Consider the following 18,243-nt stretch of genomic DNA (forward strand, 5'->3'; position numbering starts at 1 on the left):
TTATTACTTAACTTCTAAAGATTGAATACGATGAGGTGGCCAACCAATTTTATAAGCTTTCCCTACAATAAAGTCTTTGGGTAATGTTCCCCAAATATGGGAGTCAAAGCTATCATTGCGATTATCTCCTAAAACTAAATAGGTGTTGTCTTTAATTAATTGAGAGTTTAATTGATATTGAGGAGCTTGAGCAATATAAGTTTCTTCCAGGGGTTGATTATTAATATAAACTGTTCCCTGCACAATACGAACCTCATTTCCCGGAGTCCCAATAATTCTCTTAATATAATAATCTGATACGTTTGGATCACGCGCTTTGAGGTTTTCTGGAGCAGTAAACACCACAATATCACCCCGTTGAGGTACATAATCAGGGGATTTACTGACAAAAACTATATCACCTACTTTGAGGGTGGGTTTCATTGATTCACTGGGAATTATAAACCTTTCAAACCTTTCTCCTAGCCATTGAGGGAAATAATTACCCATTAATCCTATGAAAAAGATTAAGACAGCCATTATTGTTACTAAAGATCGTTGCCAACGACTTTGATAACCTGGAAAAATTCCATAACTATCATAAGTAGCGATCGCTGTTATCATCGGAGTAATTATCAATAATTTAGGAATAAAATCATCTAAACTAAATAAAATAATACTCCCTACTAATAAGGTTAGACCGATTCGGGGTTTTTGTAAATAAAGATGACCTAATCCGGGTAAAATTCGTGAAGCAAAGAGGGAAAACCAAGGATTTTTATGTTTACGGGGAATTTTTTCTAATAGTTTATCCCGTCTCTTATTGTAAATACCAAGATGAGCATCTAAAATATTTACTAAGTAGATAATAATCGCCATTCCTAAACAAATTAATCCAGTTACCGTGTTCCCATCAGCCGCAAAAATATGCAAAAATGTCATAATTAATAGAGTCAACTGCCCACTAAAAAATATGATTCCCTTTAGTATATATTCCCCATAAAATTGGCCAATACCAGGAAAAAACATTGATAAATTAACTGCTAACCAGGGATCTTTCTCTACTTCTAACCTGGACACTCTTAGCCTCTAGTTATTTGAATCGATTCTCTTGATGTTAGCTTCTTAACCGTCCCCATACTTAATTCCTTTCATCGCATAAGTATTTTTAATAATTTGATTGATTTTATTTTAAATTACTAATATGCCTAAAAATTGTTCAATTTCTCTTGTGGGAGGCAAAATCAAGAAAAATTTAGTTACGTAGTTGCGCCATTTGAGGCACTTATGATAAGATTAAAAATGATAATCCCAGGCGTGTCTATGCTTAAAAATGTTCTTAGAACAATATTACTTCTTCTTGGAGAAAAGATACCTTAATTATTTTGACTGTTTCGTCTGGGAGTTAGGGCAAGACTCAATATAGTTAGGGATAATTCACTACATCTTACTATATTGAGTAGGTTTTATCTTGCTGTTTTGACAGCTTCCTTATCAATGAGGTTATTAAGAGGACAAGGAACAGAATTTTCTCCTGACCAATCTATCAAGGTATTTTCATCTTTGTAATGCCGAGGAGTAGTTAGTAGCAAATGCCAGGCTTCCCCTGCATCTAATAAATTAAAGCTTTCGGGATAGTGAATTTTTAACAACTCTTGAACTAGAGGATAATAGTCAGAATTCATTCCTGGAAATAGATGATGTTCGGTATGATAAGAAAAATTCAAATGCAGTCGATCAAATATTTTAGGAACTCGAATAGAAACACTATTGAGAAGTGGATCGTTAACCTTGGTCATTGGACAAATCAGATGATTTGTATAAATATAAAACATTAATCCGGCATAGCCCATCCAAATGGGTAAGAAGTAGCTAAAAATGAGCTTGACGGGATTAAATTGTAGATAGGCTAATATGCTCAGATGAAGCAGAAAAATTACCAAAAATTCACCAAAGATCACCCGACGATCTTTGGCACTGACAGTAAAAGCAGAAGGCACATAATCGACATTTTCCCTGTTAAATAACAGCACGGAAGTCAAATTGCGAAAAAGATGCACTCCCCATGCTGTTGACATTCCCACAGTTAACCATAGAGGATTAACTTCGACAGAAGGTACAACTACATTATGAATCCATTTCCCCCAGGTTTTAGGTTGCTCGTATAAATAATTGCGATCTGGATCACCTAAGGCATTTGTTTGATTATGATGCACTCGATTATGAATTGATTTCCACAAAGTTGGTGGCATCCATAACATACTTAGTCCTAACAAGCTAATAAATTGGGTTAATCGTGCATTTCTAATGACGCTACCATGCATGAGATCGTGGGAGCTAAATAGTAAGACAATCACGCTATTGCCCATGATGATAGCTATAGGTAAATAAAGCCATAAAAGATGTATTGGCCAAGAATCTAAGTGACTGCCTATCATCCAACCCAAAAGCAAAATTGTCAAATTAATGAACAGGATGACTAACTTCATCGGATCTCGAAGAAACGCTTCATCTGGAAGAAAGGGGCGCAATTTTTTCGCATAAGTTCCCTGGGGAATCAGTTTTTGAGAATTAGTCAACTTCATAAATATGTTAATTTTGACTTTTTTTATTTCGATACAATAAACATTTGTATTTGTATTTTATCATAGTCTATGATCAATAAATATATTTTCCCGAATATGCGGGAGTGGAGTTTTGAACCTTCACTGCCTAAAGTACCTTAAAACTATTAATTAATTGTTGTAGGGGTCAACGGCCGTTGACCCCTACAATTTATAGCTAAATTACATAGTCAAAGATTGAGCATTGGTTTCAATTAACTTAGCTAAATCTTGTAAAAAAGCAGCAGCATGAGAACCATAAATAACCCGATGATCACAAGTAATATTAACTGCCATTTGACGTTGTATTCCAAATAACCCTTCAGATGTAGCTACAACTTGAGGACGAGAAGCACCGATCGCTAAAATTGATCCTTGTCCTGGAGGTAAGATAGCATCAAAACGATCAACTCCAAACATTCCCAAATTAGAAAGAGTAAAGGTTCCGCTATTATATTCTTGAGGTTGTAATTGTTTAGCCCTTGCTCGCTCAACCAACTCTTTCCATATACGAGATAAGGAATAAATATCGACTTGATCCGCATTTTGTAAGACAGGAGTAATTAAACCACCATCAGGCATTGCCACCGCGATTGCAATATTAATTGATTGGGGATATTGAATACCTTGGTCAGTGTAATTAGCATTAACTAAAGGATGTTTTTGTAAGGTAACAGCCACCGCTTTAGCAAGTAAAGCAGTCATGGTAACTCCTTTAGATTTAATCTGTTTGTAAAGCTTATCTAACCCGTCAGTAGTGATGGTATAACCCACATGAAAAGTAGGAACCCCAAGGGTAGCCACCATGTTTTGTACCAAGGCTTTTTGGAAAGTAGTTAAAGGTACTGTTTCTCCTGCTGTTACTGGGGTAGGAGTAGGGGGTATAGGCTTAACTGTGGTAACTGGGGTGGTAGGAGGAGTAAAGGTAACTGTTGAGGTTGGGGTTTTACCTGCTGCGAGTTCTACATCTTCAGCGACAATTCTACCGTAGGGGCCACTACCTTGCAGGCTATGGAGATTAACTTTTAATTCTTGGGCTAATTTTTTGGCTCTGGGAGAAGCGACAATGCGACCATTCCGACCATTAGGAGACGGAGAAACTGTTGTTGTAACAGCGACTTTTGGTGTCGTATCGGCTTTAATTTCCGGTGTATGGGTTGTGCTAGGTTCTGGTGATTTTGGAGGGTTAGAAGGAGCTTTTTGTTGAGCTTGTGTAATTTCTTCTTGAGTTTCAGCAATTAAAGCGATCGCGTTTCCGACGGGTGCTTCTTGTCCAGCTTCGACTAAAATAATTGCTAAATAGCCTTCATAGAAGGATTCTACATCCATATCCGCTTTGTCAGATTCTACTACCACCACTGTTTCGCCTTTTTCGACCTTATCTCCGGGAGATTTGACCCAAGAGACTATTTTTCCTTCGGTCATGGTAGAACTTAAAGCAGGCATGAAAATATCGTGAATCATGGAGCGACCTTCCCAATTAAAAGTTATATCAAAGCGTTAAAAAGTCCTGTTAAGCATGATCAGGACAACATAAGATGTGATGCTAAGTAACTGGACAAAAATAAACGTTACGGTGAAGTGAGCAGGGGAGCACCGGAGCGCCGGAGAGGGGTTACAACCTAGTTACATTTCTTAACATAGTATTGTTTATTTATGTCCGACTACTTAGATCGCATTTTACCATTAAAGTGACCCTTGATTATTGTTGTCAATATCTGTTACTTAAACAAATTATTGGGATTGTTTGAATTATTATTGGTTTAGAATTTGGTGATTATCGCATTGGTATTTATGTGGAAGATAATGTTGTCGCTTTTGTGCTTAGTCTCCATCGTAAGGGAGTTTATTGCCTTATTTAGTCAGTATGACTTTAAGAGTAGCAGAAACTCATCGGGTTTTAAAACCAATAGGTAGTTTTTATTTATATTGTGATCCTTCTGCCAGTCATTATTTGAAAATTATATTAGATGTTATTTTTACGGATTGATATTCTTTTGATGTTTGAAGTGCTTAAATTAGCCGAAAAACAACGAGAAAACCAAGGAATACAAACAACTTTAGATTTATAATTAATAACGTGAATCAATAAATTTGGCTAATTGACAAGACTTAAACAGGCCATCCCTCACCCACCTAAAATATATCTATTTTATAGTATTTTTAGGTGGGTATTTTTCCCGACAACTTGGTTGAAATCGGGCTAAACTGAGTTTGGAGTCCATCGTGGATAATTTTTTCAACGAGAGAATAAGGGTTGCCAGACTCCTGCTTATGGCGAGGTTTTCACCAATTACCTTATGTCGAACTCAGATGGGCTATTATACTATATCGAAACTGTGTGGGAGTTAAGCAATTGTTAATTTTCCATTGTCCATTGTTTAAGCAGCAACCTTTTGTCGTAATGAACCTTCAAATTGTTGACGATCTACAAAAATGTCAAAAGCTCTATCTAATTGAGTTAGTTCAAAAATAATTCGTACTGAGGGTGCCAGAGAACATAAACTAAACCGTTTTCCTAAAGTTTGAGCTAACCGAAATGCGGCTACTAAGGCCATGAGTCCAGCACTATCCATAAATTCCACTCTATCCATATCCACTAAAAAACTGTAATAGTTCTTATTCGTGACAAGTGTGGTTAATTCTTCCTGAAATTGGCTAACATTAGCAGCCGTAACATAGCCAATAGGTTCAACAATGGCTAACTTTTCTTGCATTAAATTACTCATTATCATTTTCATTGATCCTCTTTTCTAAGCAATTTCTCTAATGTTGACTTCAATTATAATTGAGTTTTATCTTGATGATCCTTTAATAACCTGTTGAAGATACAATTTTCAATCACAGTTTAAGGCTGAGTTAACAATTGGTTAACTTATGTCAGGATTTTTGAACCAACTTTGTTAGATGGTTAGAGGAGAACACAAATCATTCATTAATCAAGAAATCTGTTCCTATACAGACCTTAACCAGTCTTTAACTATCTTAGATTGCCCACAAGTGTAGATGATAGTTTAACATTATACTCAAGATTTTGTAAATAAAAGTTAAGCAAGCTACCAAAACTTACCCAAATTGTAATTTGATTAGGCAATTTTACAAGATAGTAAACCGGATACGTGATCTGCTATGGTAGAAATAAATTAACTTTAACAGTCACCACTTTAAACGAAAATCCCTTTATGTCAAGAGAGTATTGAGAAAAGCAGTGAAATCACCCCCTTTGATTCGTCAATTAGTAGAAAAGGCGATTTACCTCAGACAACTGACTCCTGAAATCGAAAATGGAATCAGTCATGAGTTAACACGCTTAGGGTATATCTCCGATGTGGACTATGAAGCCTTAGAGTTGCTCATGGATGAAATGGATGCTGGCCGAATTCGTTTAGTTCCCCAATAAATACTGACGAGGGTTAAACTTTTCCTTGTCACGAATTTTCTGATAGAGTTCCAATTCTTCCTCAGAAGGTTCAGGTGGGATAACAATCTGAATTTCGACGAGTTGATCTCCTCGATTTCCTGAAGCATCTGGATAGCCTTTATTGGCTAAGCGTAACCTTTGTCCTGGCCGTACTCCTTTAGGAACGGTCATTTTCACCAACCCATCAATAGTTGGAATTTCTACGGCCCCTCCTAAAATAGCTTCACTGGGGGTTAAGGGAACTTGACAGTAAATATCAGTGCCTTGTAACTCAAAAATCGAATGAGTAGCGATAGTTATTTTGAGATAGAGATCTCCTCCATCAAGGCCTTGTCCTTTAAGTCGGATTTTTTGGCCACTGATCATACCGGGGGGCATTTCTACTTCCAGCGATCGCCCGTCTTCGAGACGAATGCGTTCTCGTCCCCCTTGATAAGCTTTTTCTAGGGGAATAATGAGTTTAGCTTCTACATCCCGACGGGAAGAACGAGAGGGTGTAACCACTTTAGCCCGTTTAGTGGTAGCGGGGGTAAAATCTTTAAATTTCCAGAAATCAGAATCCTGACGATAACTATTATCGCTGTTAGGAGTCCCATTACGAGAAATACGGTTAGGGCGACGTTTTCCCTTACCTAACAACTGTGAATCATAATCAGCCCGTTTTGTTTCGTCTGAGAGGATATCATAAGCTTCGTTAATATCCTTAAACTTTTCTTCTACGGTTTTATCTCCTGGATTTACGTCAGGATGATACTGTCTGGCCAATTTACGAAAAGATTTTTTTATCTCTTCATTGGTGGCATCTTGAGAAACCCCTAAAATTACATAATAGTTACGGACTTGCTGCATAGATTCAGTTATCGATTCTCACTGATTAATTATTCCTGATTTGAGATTTTATTGCATTAGAACCAATCGTCATCATCTTCATCCCATTGATTTTGTGCCGGAATACGACGAGTACGACCACCTTTAGAGTATTGATCGCCTTTAGAGTATCGATCAGAGTCATAATTAGAGGACCGGTCTGTGTTTGAGGGAGAACGACGATTTGGCGATCGCGGGGAATTATCTTGCCCCCAATCATCGTAATTATCGTCATAATTTTGATATTTAGGTTTAGGGGAACGATAATCTTGAGGTTCTTCATAGCGAGGGGCCCGATAGTCATTTTGACGATAATCATCGCGGTAACTAGGACGACGGGGAGTATAGGGTAAATCTTCTTCTGGTTCTCCGGTAAAAGTGCGACGAATAGACTCAAAGAACCCTTCATCTTCTCCATCGTCATATTGGAGACGAACTTCTCTATTAAGTTCGTATAAGACATCTTGTAAATCTGCCTGGGCCCGGTCTAAACGACGTTCGTCATCTTGTTCTAAACTATCAAGAATTTCTGCATTAAGGGATTCTATTTGACGACGATAGGAACTGGTAAATTGAGTACCAAAATCTAGGGTAACTTCTTTTAATCTTCGTTGGGCCTGATCAGTTAAAGCTTTACCCCGGTTGCGTTTGTCTACCCGTTCCCGTCGTTGTCGGTCTTCTTCGGCAAATTGATCTGCTTCTCGAATCATACGGTTAACCTCTCCTTCACTGAGGGTTGAGGCCCCTTGAATGGTGACGCTTTGTTCTCGTCCAGTGGTTTTATCCCTAGCAGTGACTTGTAAAATACCGTTAGCGTCGATATCAAAGGCGACTTGTACTTGAGGAATGCCTCTGGGGGCCGGGGGAATACCCGTCAGTTTAAACCGTCCCAAGGATTTATTATCGCTGGCCATTTCCCGTTCCCCTTGCAAGGCGTGAACTTCCACCATTGTTTGGTTATTTTCAGCCGTGGAGAAGATATCCGAACGTCGGACAGGAATAGTGGTATTACGGGGGATTAATTTTTTCATCACTCCCCCAATGGTTTCTAAACCTAAGGAGAGGGGAGTCACATCTAACAATAAAATATCTTTGATTTGTCCTGATAAAATTCCGGCTTGGATGGCTGCCCCAACTGCGACTACTTCATCGGGGTTGACGTTTTCATTGGGTTCTTTATCGATAAAGCTACGGACTAATTCTTTAATCATGGGCATTCGAGTTCCCCCTCCCACTAAGACTACTTCATCAATTTGAACGGGAGTTAGTCTAGCATCATTAAGGGCCCGTTTTAAGGGACGACGTAAACGACTAACGAGATCTGCGCAAAGTTCCTCAAATTGGGCTCGACTGAGACGGGTTTCGATGTGTTTGGGGCCATCTTCGGTGGCTGTAATGAACGGTAGGTTAACGTCGGTGACACTAACCCCCGATAGTTCAATTTTAGCTTTTTCGGCAGCTTCAGTAAGACGTTGTAGGGCTTGTCTATCTTTGCGTAAGTCTATCCCTTCTTGTTCCAAAAATTGATTGGCTAACCAATCCACAATACGTTTATCAAAGTCGTTACCTCCGAGTTGAGTATCTCCACTGGTAGCTTTAACTTCAAATACACCATCTCCCACTTCTAAGACGGATACATCAAAGGTTCCTCCTCCTAAGTCAAATACTAGGAGTTTTTCCGATCTTTTTTGTTCAAGACCATAAGCTAAGGCGGCGGCTGTTGGTTCATTGAGAATGCGTAAAACGTCTAATCCGGCGATTTTCCCCGCATCTTTGGTAGCTTGTCTTTGAGAATCGTTAAAATAGGCGGGAACGGTGATAATTGCCCCTGTGACGGGTTCTCCTAGATATCGTTCCGCTTCTTGTGCGAGTTTACGCAAAATCATGGCCGAGACTTCTTCGGGGGCAAATTCTTTTTTGAGACGGGGACATTTTATTTTGATATTGCCGTTGTCATCCCGGCGAATGGTATAGGGGACTTGTTTTGATTCGGGGGTAAGTTCGGCGTATTGACGACCCATGAATCGTTTTACCCCATAAAAGGTATTTTGGGGATTGAGAACTGCCTGTCGTCTGGCCATTTGTCCGACGACTAATTCCCCATCTTTATTAAAACCTACCACAGAAGGAGTGGTACGCATTCCTTCTGAATTCGCAATTACCACTGGCTTTCCGCCTTCCATGACGGCTACGACGGAGTTTGTTGTCCCCAGGTCAATGCCGACTACTTTTCCCATGCGTGTTCTTGTCTCCAGCTACTCCAATTAAGTGTTGGGTCGTCTTCGTATCGAGAGTTTACCTTGATATATGCCTCGCTGACAATATTCTATCGAATTAAGAACACAGTGAGGGGATGGGGAGGTAATGGGGTCATGAGATGGAGAAAATCGGCTATCAATATTGTACTTTTTTTATATGGTCATTCGCTCCTACGGTTTTAATTAATTCAAAGATTACCAAAACCTTTCTTTTTCTTCGCTTTTTTCGCTTTTTTCTTCGTTCCTCCTGCATATCCTCGAAATCCTGGCTGTGGCCCCTGACCAAACATACCGCCCATACCTGGCATACCACCCATACCTGGCATACCCCCCATACCCGGCATATTTCCTTGTCCCATTTGCTGCATCATGCCACGCATACGGGTAAAATTAGTCACTAACTTACCGACCTCCGTTTCTACATGGCCAGACCCTTTAGCAATACGACGGCGACGACTGGGAGACTTAGCTAATAAATCGGGGTTTTGCCGTTCTTCTAATGTCATAGAACTAATCATTGCCTCAGTTTTTTTAAGTTCCGTTTCTCCCTTTTCGATGTCTAGATTACTAAGTTTATTCATCCCTGGAATCATCTTGAGAATGCTGCCAAATGACCCCATATTCTTCATCAGACGCATTTGTTTGAGGAAGTCATTAAAATCAAATTGAGCAGTCATAATTTTTGACTGCATCTTCTCGACATCAGCGATGTCAATTTCTTCTTGGGCCTTTTCGACTAATGTAAGTACATCCCCCATATTGAGAATACGGGAAGCCATGCGTTCGGGATAAAATGGTTGTAAAGCCTCGACTTTTTCCCCAACCCCAATAAATTTAATCGGTTGACCCGATATTTGACGCACCGATAAGGCGGCCCCTCCTCTGGTATCACCGTCTAATTTCGTTAAAATTGCCCCAGTAATGCCAATTTGCTCATGAAAGGTACGGCTTAAATTAGCAGCCTCTTGACCCGTCATCGCATCTACGACTAAGAGGGTATCATTAGGGTTGACCGCCTTTTTAATACGGGCCAACTCCACCATCATTTCTTCATCTATTTGCAGTCGTCCGGCCGTATCAATAATGACCGTATCCATGCCCATTTCTTTCGCTTTTGCTAACCCTTGAGTGGCAATATCTACCGGGTTTGCTTGACTCCCTAATTCAAAAACTGGAACCTCAATTTGTTTTCCCAGGGTGATTAATTGGTCAATAGCAGCAGGACGGTAGACATCCGTCGCTACCATCAAACAACTACGGTTTTCTTTGCGTAAATATAGGGCTAATTTAGCTGTTGCCGTAGTTTTCCCTGTGCCTTGTAACCCGGCCATTAAAATAACAGTAGGGACTGTTTTAGCTTGGGCCAAGGGAACATTACTTTCCCCCATGACTTTGACTAATTCGTCATAAACTATTTTGATAAATTGTTGACCAGGGTTAACGCCGGAAATCACTTCAGCACCGACGGCCGCTTTTTCTACATCTGCGATAAAATTCTTAACAACTTGTAGGTTAACATCTGCTGATAATAAGGCCCGTCTGACTTCTTGTAGGGCATCTTGTATATTGGATGGGGTAATTTTGTCTTGACCCCTTAATTTTTTCCAAGCATCTTCTAAGCGTTCGGCGAGAGCATCAAACATAAGGCTTTATTGTTGTACGGTTAGTATTAATGATAAGTTTGCCACTTCTTAATTGTACTTTATCTCTATAGATTGAACTTTATCGCATGTAAAAACCCCTATCCATTCTCTACACTTAAAAAGTTTTATCATGGGGTATCTTTCGAGCTAAGCACTTAAATTTGTCTCACCGGAACTTGGCGATCGCGTAAATAACCCTTAATTTGCTCAATGCTTAATTGTCCATAATGAAGTAAAGAAGCTAATAACGCAGCCTCAGCTTTTCCTTCTGTGAGAGATTGATAAATATGTTCACAATTTCCCGCCCCTCCAGAGGCGATCACCGGAATCTCTACCTGTTCGGCAATAAGACGAGTGAGGTCTAAATCATATCCGGCCTGGGTTCCATCTGCATCCATACTGGTAACTAATAATTCGCCGGCCCCTCGTTTTTCTACTTCTTTGGCCCATTCAATGGCATCAAGTCCGGTATTTTCCCTTCCTCCTCGTACATAAACATCCCACCCCGGATGGTGAGGATCTTTCCGTCGTCTGGCATCAATAGCCACCACAATACACTGTTTACCAAAGCGATCACTAGCGCGATCAATAAATTCAGGATCTCCTACTGCCGAAGAATTAATACTAACTTTATCGGCTCCAGCGCGTAACAAATGTTTAATATTATCTAAGGTTTGAATGCCCCCACCAACTGTTAGGGGAATAAAAACAGCCTCAGCCGTGCGATAAACCACGTCTATAATAGTGTCTCGTTTCTCATGAGTAGCCGTAATATCGAGAAACACTAATTCATCGGCCCCGGCATCATTATAAACCTTGGCTAATTCTACAGGATCTCCGGCATCTTGAAGGTTAACAAAATTTACCCCCTTAACAACACGCCCCCCATTCACATCCAAACAAGGTAAAATTCGTTTTGCTAACATAGTCATTCAATAATGGACAATTAAAAATTAACAATGGATAATGGACAACTAACAATTCTTCTCTTGTTTGATAGATATAGCTAGTTCAGCAAGCAAAAAACACGCCGCATCTTGCCTGTAATAAAAGCTTGTTCGAGAATGGGGATAGTCCTGCCTCAATGTATTAATAAGCCAAAGTTTCTAAGGTTTCCCGAAGATAGCAACGAACTTGTTGATCGAGGGGTAAAGATTGACTGTCGGTTTTTTGTCGCTTTTGCCATTGTTTAAACCCAGAACAGCTTGTGATCGCCTGTTTGAGATTATCCCAAACTTCGTGATCACCCTCGAAGGGGTGATTAACAGAAAGAGTTGAGCTTGCCATTCATTTTTTACTCAGTAATCAAGATCATCGTCTACTAGCATAACTCAGATACTTTTGACCCTGCTGATATCTATGACACGAAAAAAGACGGGAGCTTTTCCGCCCCGTCGTTTCAACACGGGGCGGAAAAGCGACGCGAGCGGCTTCAGCCGCCGTGAAAGTGGTATAATCAACCCGTGAGTAAGAATAACCATCTACGTGATGATTCATTCCTAGGACGGAGTGACCCCGGCTACGAAGAACCGAACGCAATAGCGAAACGACTAGACGAGCGAGTAACGGCAGGATGATGAGCGTACCTATCTGGCTTTGTGGTGGACTCGGAAAGCGAACAGAAGAAGTATACGCAATTCCCGTATCGCAAGATAGCGGGCTTGAGCGGGTAGAGGCATCTTGACAATGCTCATCAGAATTAGATTTTGGTCTAAGGCTGTGCCAGAATCTGCGTCGCTTTAGCGCGCAGAGTGTCAAAAATCTAAAGAAATTATGAATTGTCCTCTGATAAAGGAATGAAAAATATTTTATTGACGCGAAAACCAAAGACAGTAAAATCTGAGAGAATTTTCTCTGTTGAATAGGGTTGGGTATTTGACCATTGTTGATTAGAGGTTAATAAAACCCCCAAAACACTCACAGGAATTTGAATAAATAAATTACTCAACAAAAAGGCAACGCCGGCGATCATTAAGCCTAATAAACGCCAGTGAGGAAGGATAGTTACAGTCATAGAAGCGATAGGGGCCCATTGATAGAGTTGCCAGGCGATCGCCCCTAAAATTACGGAGGTGATCCCGGATAAAATTTTTAGATTTCGGGTTTTTAATAAGCTTAAAATTTTCCGTTGTTGTTCAGTCACACTCTCAGGTTTTAAGCAAACTAATAAAATACTAAAAAAATCAAAAGGACGAGTCCACTGCATCCAGAGTATAGGAATAATTCCGATACTGCCCACGAACAATAACTCTAACCAAAATAAAGGTAAAGGATCACCCACTGCCAGTCCTAACCAAACTAATTGTAACAATAGAGGGGCAACGGCGATTCCTGCCAAATGAATCCACAAAAACGGTTCAGTACGAAAATTATTCATAATTCATAACTAAATAGTGTTGAAATGGAAAAAAGAATGCTACACAAGGGATATGCAAAAAAATCATGTACCCGTTTAGGAATAATTCCCCCTTTTTAAGGGGGGTTAGGGGGGATCAATTGGTACTTTATTTAACCACAAGTCCCTAAGTCCTGTCGGGGCGGGTTTATCTAATATCCTGGTTAGAAGCATAAACTGTTGTAAAAACCCGCCCCTACGCCCGACCTTATTTGTAGCAAACATTTAACGATTCCATATAACATACTTGTTAGAACCTTAAAATTTTGTCAAAACCCGCCCCTACGGGAGGTGTGGGAGGTGTGGGAGGTATAGGGAGAATGAACCGATTATCTGCTTTTTATCTTCCCTATCTTCCCCCTCTTTCCACCCTTTCCCCTCTTGTTCTTATTTTCCAGCCAGAGTACGGCGTTTCATCGTCATTTCATAAGCTTCGATGATGTCACCTTCTTTCCAGTCATTGAACTTATCGATGCCGACCCCGCATTCGTAGCCTGCATTGACTTCCCGTGAGTCTTCCTTCATCCGTTTGAGGGAATCTAGACTACCTTGGTAAACAACCTCATTACCGCGACGGATACGAACTAAACGGTTACGGACGACCTTACCTGACTGAACATAACAACCAGCTACGGCTCCTCGGCCTACAGGGAAGACGGCTCTGACTTGAGCTTGTCCTAAAGAAGATTCTATTTCTTCAGGTTCAAGTAAGCCTTCCATTGCCCCTTGGATGTCATCGAGAAGTTTATAGATGATGTCATATTCGCGGATATCAACCCCTTCGTGGTCAGCCGAAGCTCGGGCCCCACTAGCAAGGGTTGTATTAAACCCGACTACCACCGCGCCACTGGCTGCGGCCAAATCTACGTCAGTTTCGGTAATTTCCCCTGGAGCAGCTAAAAGAACGCGGATTTGTACCTCATTTTGTGGTAATTGTGTCAACGCGCCGAGAAGTGCTTCTACCGACCCTTGAACATCCGCTTTCAGGATGAGATTGAGTTCTTTGAGTTCTCCCTCTTGAGCTTGAGCCGACAGAGTGGTTAAAGTGACCCGACGAGAAGACATTGCCAATTGTAAACGAGAATTACGCTGAGTCTCAGCCGTTTTTTCTGCGATCAGACGAGCTTCTTTTTCAGTAGGATAGACTTCAAATTCATCCCCTGCCGAGGGAACGTTATTAAGTCCGAGGATTTCAACAGCAAAGGAAGGGGAAGCCGCTTCTACTTTTTGGCCGCGATCATCGATCATGGCGCGAATTTTACCAAAGACCCCGCCGGCCACAATGGCATCTCCCACTCGTAGGGTTCCATTTTGGACAAGTAGGGTGGCCACAGGGCCTCTAGCCCGATCTAGATTAGCTTCAATGACTGTTCCTTTACCAAGGCGATTGGGGTTAGCGACCAGTTCTTCTACTTCCGATACCAGGAGTAGCATTTCTAAGAGAGTATCAAGGTTTTCTCCCTTAAGCGCGCTCACAGGAACCATAATAGTTTCACCGCCCCATTCTTCAGGAACTAATCCTAATTCCGAGAGTTCTTGTTTAATGCGATCGGGGTTAGCATCAGGCTTATCAATTTTGTTGATGGCCACCACAACTGGAACTCCAGCAGCTTTAGCATGACTAAAAGCTTCTCTGGTTTGAGGTTGAACCCCATCATCGGCTGCTACCACTAAGATAGCCATATCCGTTACCCTGGCCCCACGCGCACGCATAGCGGTAAAGGCTTCGTGACCAGGAGTATCTAAGAAGACAATTTGTTGAGACACCCCATTGTGTTCTACATCTACATGGTAGGCCCCAATATGTTGAGTAATGCCTCCAGCTTCTCCTTGAGCTACTTTTGTTTTACGAATAGAGTCAAGTAGGGTAGTTTTTCCATGATCCACGTGGCCCATAATTGTTACCACTGGAGGACGACGCTGGAGATGTTCTAGATCTTTTGCATCTAACATCTCAGTCTGTTTAGTCGCCGCCGCGATCACTTCGGGGACTTCAATGAGTACCCCTAATTCTTCAGTAACGAGCCTTGCCGTTTCTAAATCAAGGGTTTGGGTAATGTTAACAGCAATGCCTTTCGAGAAAAGACTTTTAATAATTTCAGTTTCGGCGATATTGAGCCGTTCAGCCAATTCTCTAACGGTTAAATTACTATCGAGAATAATGTACTCCGGCCGCTGATTAACTTCTGGTTGTTCACGACGATCCGATTTAGCCCGTACCGTTGTGCCATCAGGCTTAAGAGTAGGTTTTTTCGGTTTATTTGCAGCAACAGGGGATTTATTTTGAGATTTAGGTTTAGGGGGACGAGCGATGGAGAGACTAACGCTTAGGGGAATAGGATTGCTGTCCAAGTTCGCATCTAAGTCGTCCTCATCATCTTCAAGATGATTAGCGCGACGTTTAGCTTTAGGGGCTACTTTGCTGGCTTTAGCTTTGCTTTCTTCTTCTTCTTCTTCTTCCCATTTTTGCCGTTTTGATGAAGGGCGTGGGGGAGAGGGACGTTTTAGTTTGGGTTTTTCACCAATCGGGGTTTCTATGGTTTCTTCATCTATTGCCCCATCATCTGTTAGGTCAGAAAGAGGTTTAACCGAGGGAGCGATTAGTTCAGGTATGTCATCAAGATCAGACTTGGGAGACAGAGGCCGATTAAGTTCTGGCTTAACTTTTCCTTGAACTTGTTTTTTAACTCCTATCTGGGGTTGAGGTAGTGCTGGTTTTGGACTAGGAGGAGAAACGACCCCTGGCTTTTTGGGCATGGGGATTTCCGACTTGAGGGTCGGCTTAACCTCTAGTTTTTCTATGCTAGATTTGTCTAAGGACTTAACGGTCGGTTTAACCCGTTGTGGGGCCCCCATCAGAGTGGCTTCAGGCTCTTTGACTTTTTTAGGAGCCTGCTCTGTCTTAATAGGCATTTGGGACTTTTCAGGTGGTGTTACCCCTTGATTTGGGGCCGGTATCACCGGGGTAGGCTTTTGGGAGAGGGTAACGCCAACGGGGGCTTGGGGTTTAATAGGAGGTCTGGGAGGGGCCACTAGAGTTGGGGAACTGTCTTGAGAACTATTGGGGGAATCTGAACTTGATCTGCGATGGGTTTGTTTATGGTGAATAGCTAAAATTTCCTGTTTCCGTTCTCCCTTGAGGGATGGTTCACTACCATGACCGCTAGTTTGGTTGGCTACATACTTATCGGCCATGGCTTTGATCCGTTCAGCTTGAGATTCGCTAATGGTGCTACTGTGGCTTTTAACTGTAATGCTAAGTTGGGCGCAAATTTCCAAGATGTCTTTGTTCTCTAAATTCAATTCTTTTGATAAATCGTAAATTCTGACTTTTTGTGCGTTGTTCATCCACTATCCCCCTGACTTGGTTTGTGTTGTTTTAATGGCTTAAGCTCCCCATGTTCAAGAAACGGGTAAGCTCTGGTTTTGAGCAGTTCCATTTAACGGTAATGATCATGATGAAAGAAAACAATCCTCACTCCTATGCTAACGGTTAAACGTCTCAATGAGTATTTTTTGCCATTAAGGAGTTTTCTCATGAGACTGGCCCTGGGTGCTGAAATGTTCTAAACGCTCCCAGAGACTTTCATAGATACTATCAGGTACAGGGGCTTTGAGAATTTTTCCGAGCCGATTTTTTTGAGTGGCCGTGCGTAAGCAACTTTTTTGAGGACACACATAAGCCGATCTTCCCATTCCCTGATCTAATTGTACCTGTCGGGAGGGAGAGACTCGCACAATGCGCCAAAATGCCTCTTTAGGGGCTAGGCAACGACAACTCAAACAACGGCGGTAATTCGGTTTCATCTGGATTTAGGGTTATTCACTCTCCGAAGCTGAAGATTCAGGGGCGATCGCTTCTTGTTTTTCATCAAGATTCAATTGTGATTTTTTGATGGATAGTTGTTGTTTGTATTCCTCTGGTTTATAGGTAGCGGAATCTTTAATGTCGATTTTCCATCCGGTTAAACGGGCGGCTAATCTGACGTTTTGTCCTTCTTTACCGATGGCTAAACTTAGTTGATCTTCGGCTACTAATACTAAGGCGTGTCGCTCATCAGGATTGATTAATACTACTTGATCAACTCTTGCGGGACTGAGGGCGTTAGCGATGTAGGTGGAAGGATCGGGCGACCAACGAATAACATCGATTTTTTCCCCTCTTAGTTCGTTGACGACGGCTTGAATACGAGATCCCCTCGCTCCAATACAAGCTCCTACGGGGTCTACATCTCTTTCTAATGTATCAACGGCGATTTTCGTGCGGGGGCCCACATGACGGGAGGGGGGGTTGGCTTCCCTAGAAACGGCGACAATACGCACGATTTCTTCTTCAATTTCGGGAACTTCGACACTAAATAAGTCTACTACTAATCCGGCGGCCGCTCTAGAAACAATTAGCTGTGGCCCTCGATGGGAGCCTTCTCTAACTTTTTTTAACAACACTTTAAAGGTAGCATTAGCCCGATAATTGTCGTTAGGTAATTGTTCTCGTTTAGGTAAAGCCGCTTCGACTTCGGGTTGTCCAAAATTGCTTTGGACGGCAATTAATACATCTTGTCGTTCAAAACGTAAGATTCTCCCATTGAGAACGGTTCCTTCAAGTTCGTTAAATTCTTCTTGAATTAATTTCCGTTGTTGATCTCGCAGTTTTTGTAATAAGACTTGTTTGGTTTGAATGGCTGCCATGCGGCCAAAGTCTCGTTGTGCGGGGGTCACATCTAATACCACTTCGTCTCCTAATTGGGCTTCGGAGGCTACTTCTTGTACTTCTTGGAGAGAAATATGATGATCCGTATTATCAATGGTTTCCACAATCTTTTTGGTGGAAAGAATGCGAAATCCTTCTTCTTCGGTGTCTAATTCTACTTCAAAGTTATTAAAATAATCTTCATGAAATTGTTGTCCGATGCTTTGAGAACGGCGATAACGTTCATAACCCTTTAATAAGGCTTCCCTTAAGGCTTCTTGTACCGACGACTTGGGTAAATTGTGTCGTTGGCTAATTTCTTCGATCATCTCTATCAGACCAGGTAAACTGACAAGGGACATTTATAAACCTCCTTGACGATAATTA

The 18,243-nt window shown here is 41.4% G+C and carries 14 protein-coding genes and 1 pseudogene; 2 read left to right on the forward strand and 13 right to left on the reverse strand.

Translation table 11 applies throughout. The features are described from left to right. Positions 1-3: 3 nt before the first annotated feature. The 3 genes from lepB to AsFPU1_RS12300 form a co-directional block, all read right to left on the reverse strand. The gene (lepB, locus tag AsFPU1_RS12290) at positions 4-1,059 is read right to left on the reverse strand and encodes a signal peptidase I (RefSeq protein WP_227873518.1); all 1,056 of its coding nucleotides are present in this window, start codon (positions 1,057-1,059) and stop codon (positions 4-6) included. Between the two features lie 386 nt (positions 1,060-1,445). Continuing rightward, a complete protein-coding gene (locus AsFPU1_RS12295; protein WP_124974945.1) occupies positions 1,446-2,564 on the reverse strand; it encodes a fatty acid desaturase family protein in 1,119 nt (372 codons plus the stop codon). A 201-nt stretch (positions 2,565-2,765) separates the two neighbouring features. After that, complete coding sequence (locus AsFPU1_RS12300; RefSeq protein ID WP_124974947.1) at positions 2,766-4,046, reverse strand: dihydrolipoamide acetyltransferase family protein; 1,281 nt, start codon at positions 4,044-4,046, stop codon at positions 2,766-2,768. A gap of 376 nt (positions 4,047-4,422) precedes the next feature. On the opposite strand from AsFPU1_RS12300, the pseudogene AsFPU1_RS23120 reads away from it, so the two are divergent. Next, positions 4,423-4,563 (forward strand): annotated as a pseudogene (locus tag AsFPU1_RS23120) (site-specific DNA-methyltransferase); the annotation flags it as partial. A gap of 400 nt (positions 4,564-4,963) precedes the next feature. On the opposite strand, the gene AsFPU1_RS12305 reads toward AsFPU1_RS23120, so the two are convergent. After that, complete coding sequence (locus AsFPU1_RS12305; protein ID WP_438357514.1) at positions 4,964-5,314, reverse strand: STAS domain-containing protein; 351 nt, start codon at positions 5,312-5,314, stop codon at positions 4,964-4,966. A gap of 476 nt (positions 5,315-5,790) precedes the next feature. Between AsFPU1_RS12305 and AsFPU1_RS12310 the strand changes: the two genes are divergently transcribed. Next, positions 5,791-5,982 carry an acetylglutamate kinase gene (locus tag AsFPU1_RS12310; protein ID WP_125061109.1) on the forward strand — a complete coding sequence of 64 codons (192 nt, stop codon included), beginning with the start codon at positions 5,791-5,793 and terminating at the stop codon, positions 5,980-5,982. Here the strand turns inward: AsFPU1_RS12310 and AsFPU1_RS12315 are convergent. The 9 genes from AsFPU1_RS12315 to nusA form a co-directional block, all read right to left on the reverse strand. Then, positions 5,968-6,852: a J domain-containing protein gene (locus AsFPU1_RS12315; RefSeq protein ID WP_125061110.1), complete on the reverse strand. Its 885-nt coding sequence runs from the start codon at positions 6,850-6,852 to the stop codon at positions 5,968-5,970. The genes AsFPU1_RS12310 and AsFPU1_RS12315 overlap by 15 nt on opposite strands. Before the next feature lie 56 nt (positions 6,853-6,908). Next, positions 6,909-9,107, reverse strand: a complete 2,199-nt coding sequence (gene dnaK / locus AsFPU1_RS12320; protein WP_124976603.1) for a molecular chaperone DnaK — start codon at positions 9,105-9,107, stop codon at positions 6,909-6,911. A 209-nt stretch (positions 9,108-9,316) separates the two neighbouring features. Continuing rightward, positions 9,317-10,771: a signal recognition particle protein gene (gene ffh, locus AsFPU1_RS12325; protein WP_124976605.1), complete on the reverse strand. Its 1,455-nt coding sequence runs from the start codon at positions 10,769-10,771 to the stop codon at positions 9,317-9,319. Positions 10,772-10,926: 155 nt separating this feature from the next. Beyond that, entirely contained in the window at positions 10,927-11,697 is a 771-nt protein-coding gene (hisF, locus tag AsFPU1_RS12330) for an imidazole glycerol phosphate synthase subunit HisF (protein WP_124976634.1), read from the reverse strand. A gap of 163 nt (positions 11,698-11,860) precedes the next feature. Further along, positions 11,861-12,058, reverse strand: coding sequence for a hypothetical protein (locus AsFPU1_RS12335; protein WP_124976607.1), 198 nt, complete (start codon positions 12,056-12,058; stop codon positions 11,861-11,863). 484 nt (positions 12,059-12,542) lie between these two features. Further along, positions 12,543-13,148: a low-complexity tail membrane protein gene (locus AsFPU1_RS12345; protein ID WP_124976611.1), complete on the reverse strand. Its 606-nt coding sequence runs from the start codon at positions 13,146-13,148 to the stop codon at positions 12,543-12,545. A gap of 405 nt (positions 13,149-13,553) precedes the next feature. After that, a complete protein-coding gene (gene infB / locus AsFPU1_RS12350; protein ID WP_124976613.1) occupies positions 13,554-16,514 on the reverse strand; it encodes a translation initiation factor IF-2 in 2,961 nt (986 codons plus the stop codon). Between the two features lie 174 nt (positions 16,515-16,688). Further along, entirely contained in the window at positions 16,689-16,973 is a 285-nt protein-coding gene (locus AsFPU1_RS12355; protein WP_124976615.1) for a YlxR family protein, read from the reverse strand. 12 nt (positions 16,974-16,985) lie between these two features. Next, positions 16,986-18,218 (reverse strand): transcription termination factor NusA, encoded by a 1,233-nt coding sequence (gene nusA, locus AsFPU1_RS12360; protein ID WP_124976617.1) that lies wholly within the window; start codon positions 18,216-18,218, stop codon positions 16,986-16,988. Positions 18,219-18,243: the final 25 nt, after the last annotated feature.

It is taken from the genome of Aphanothece sacrum FPU1 (assembly GCF_003864295.1).
Classification (GTDB): Bacteria; Cyanobacteriota; Cyanobacteriia; order Cyanobacteriales; family Microcystaceae; genus Aphanothece_B; species Aphanothece_B sacrum.

Excerpts from the sequence above, each read along its gene's own strand:
- nusA (WP_124976617.1), bottom strand. The coding sequence starts at position 18,218 with ATGTCCCTTGTCAGTTTACCTGGTCTGATAGAGATGATCGAAGAAATT.
- ffh (WP_124976605.1), bottom strand. The coding sequence starts at position 10,771 with ATGTTTGATGCTCTCGCCGAACGCTTAGAAGATGCTTGGAAAAAATTA.
- AsFPU1_RS12315 (WP_125061110.1), bottom strand. The coding sequence starts at position 6,852 with ATGCAGCAAGTCCGTAACTATTATGTAATTTTAGGGGTTTCTCAAGAT.
- dnaK (WP_124976603.1), bottom strand. The coding sequence starts at position 9,107 with ATGGGAAAAGTAGTCGGCATTGACCTGGGGACAACAAACTCCGTCGTA.
- hisF (WP_124976634.1), bottom strand. The coding sequence starts at position 11,697 with ATGTTAGCAAAACGAATTTTACCTTGTTTGGATGTGAATGGGGGGCGT.
- AsFPU1_RS12355 (WP_124976615.1), bottom strand. The coding sequence starts at position 16,973 with ATGAAACCGAATTACCGCCGTTGTTTGAGTTGTCGTTGCCTAGCCCCT.
- AsFPU1_RS12335 (WP_124976607.1), bottom strand. The coding sequence starts at position 12,058 with ATGGCAAGCTCAACTCTTTCTGTTAATCACCCCTTCGAGGGTGATCAC.
- AsFPU1_RS12295 (WP_124974945.1), bottom strand. The coding sequence starts at position 2,564 with ATGAAGTTGACTAATTCTCAAAAACTGATTCCCCAGGGAACTTATGCG.
- AsFPU1_RS12345 (WP_124976611.1), bottom strand. The coding sequence starts at position 13,148 with ATGAATAATTTTCGTACTGAACCGTTTTTGTGGATTCATTTGGCAGGA.
- infB (WP_124976613.1), bottom strand. The coding sequence starts at position 16,514 with ATGAACAACGCACAAAAAGTCAGAATTTACGATTTATCAAAAGAATTG.
- AsFPU1_RS12300 (WP_124974947.1), bottom strand. The coding sequence starts at position 4,046 with ATGATTCACGATATTTTCATGCCTGCTTTAAGTTCTACCATGACCGAA.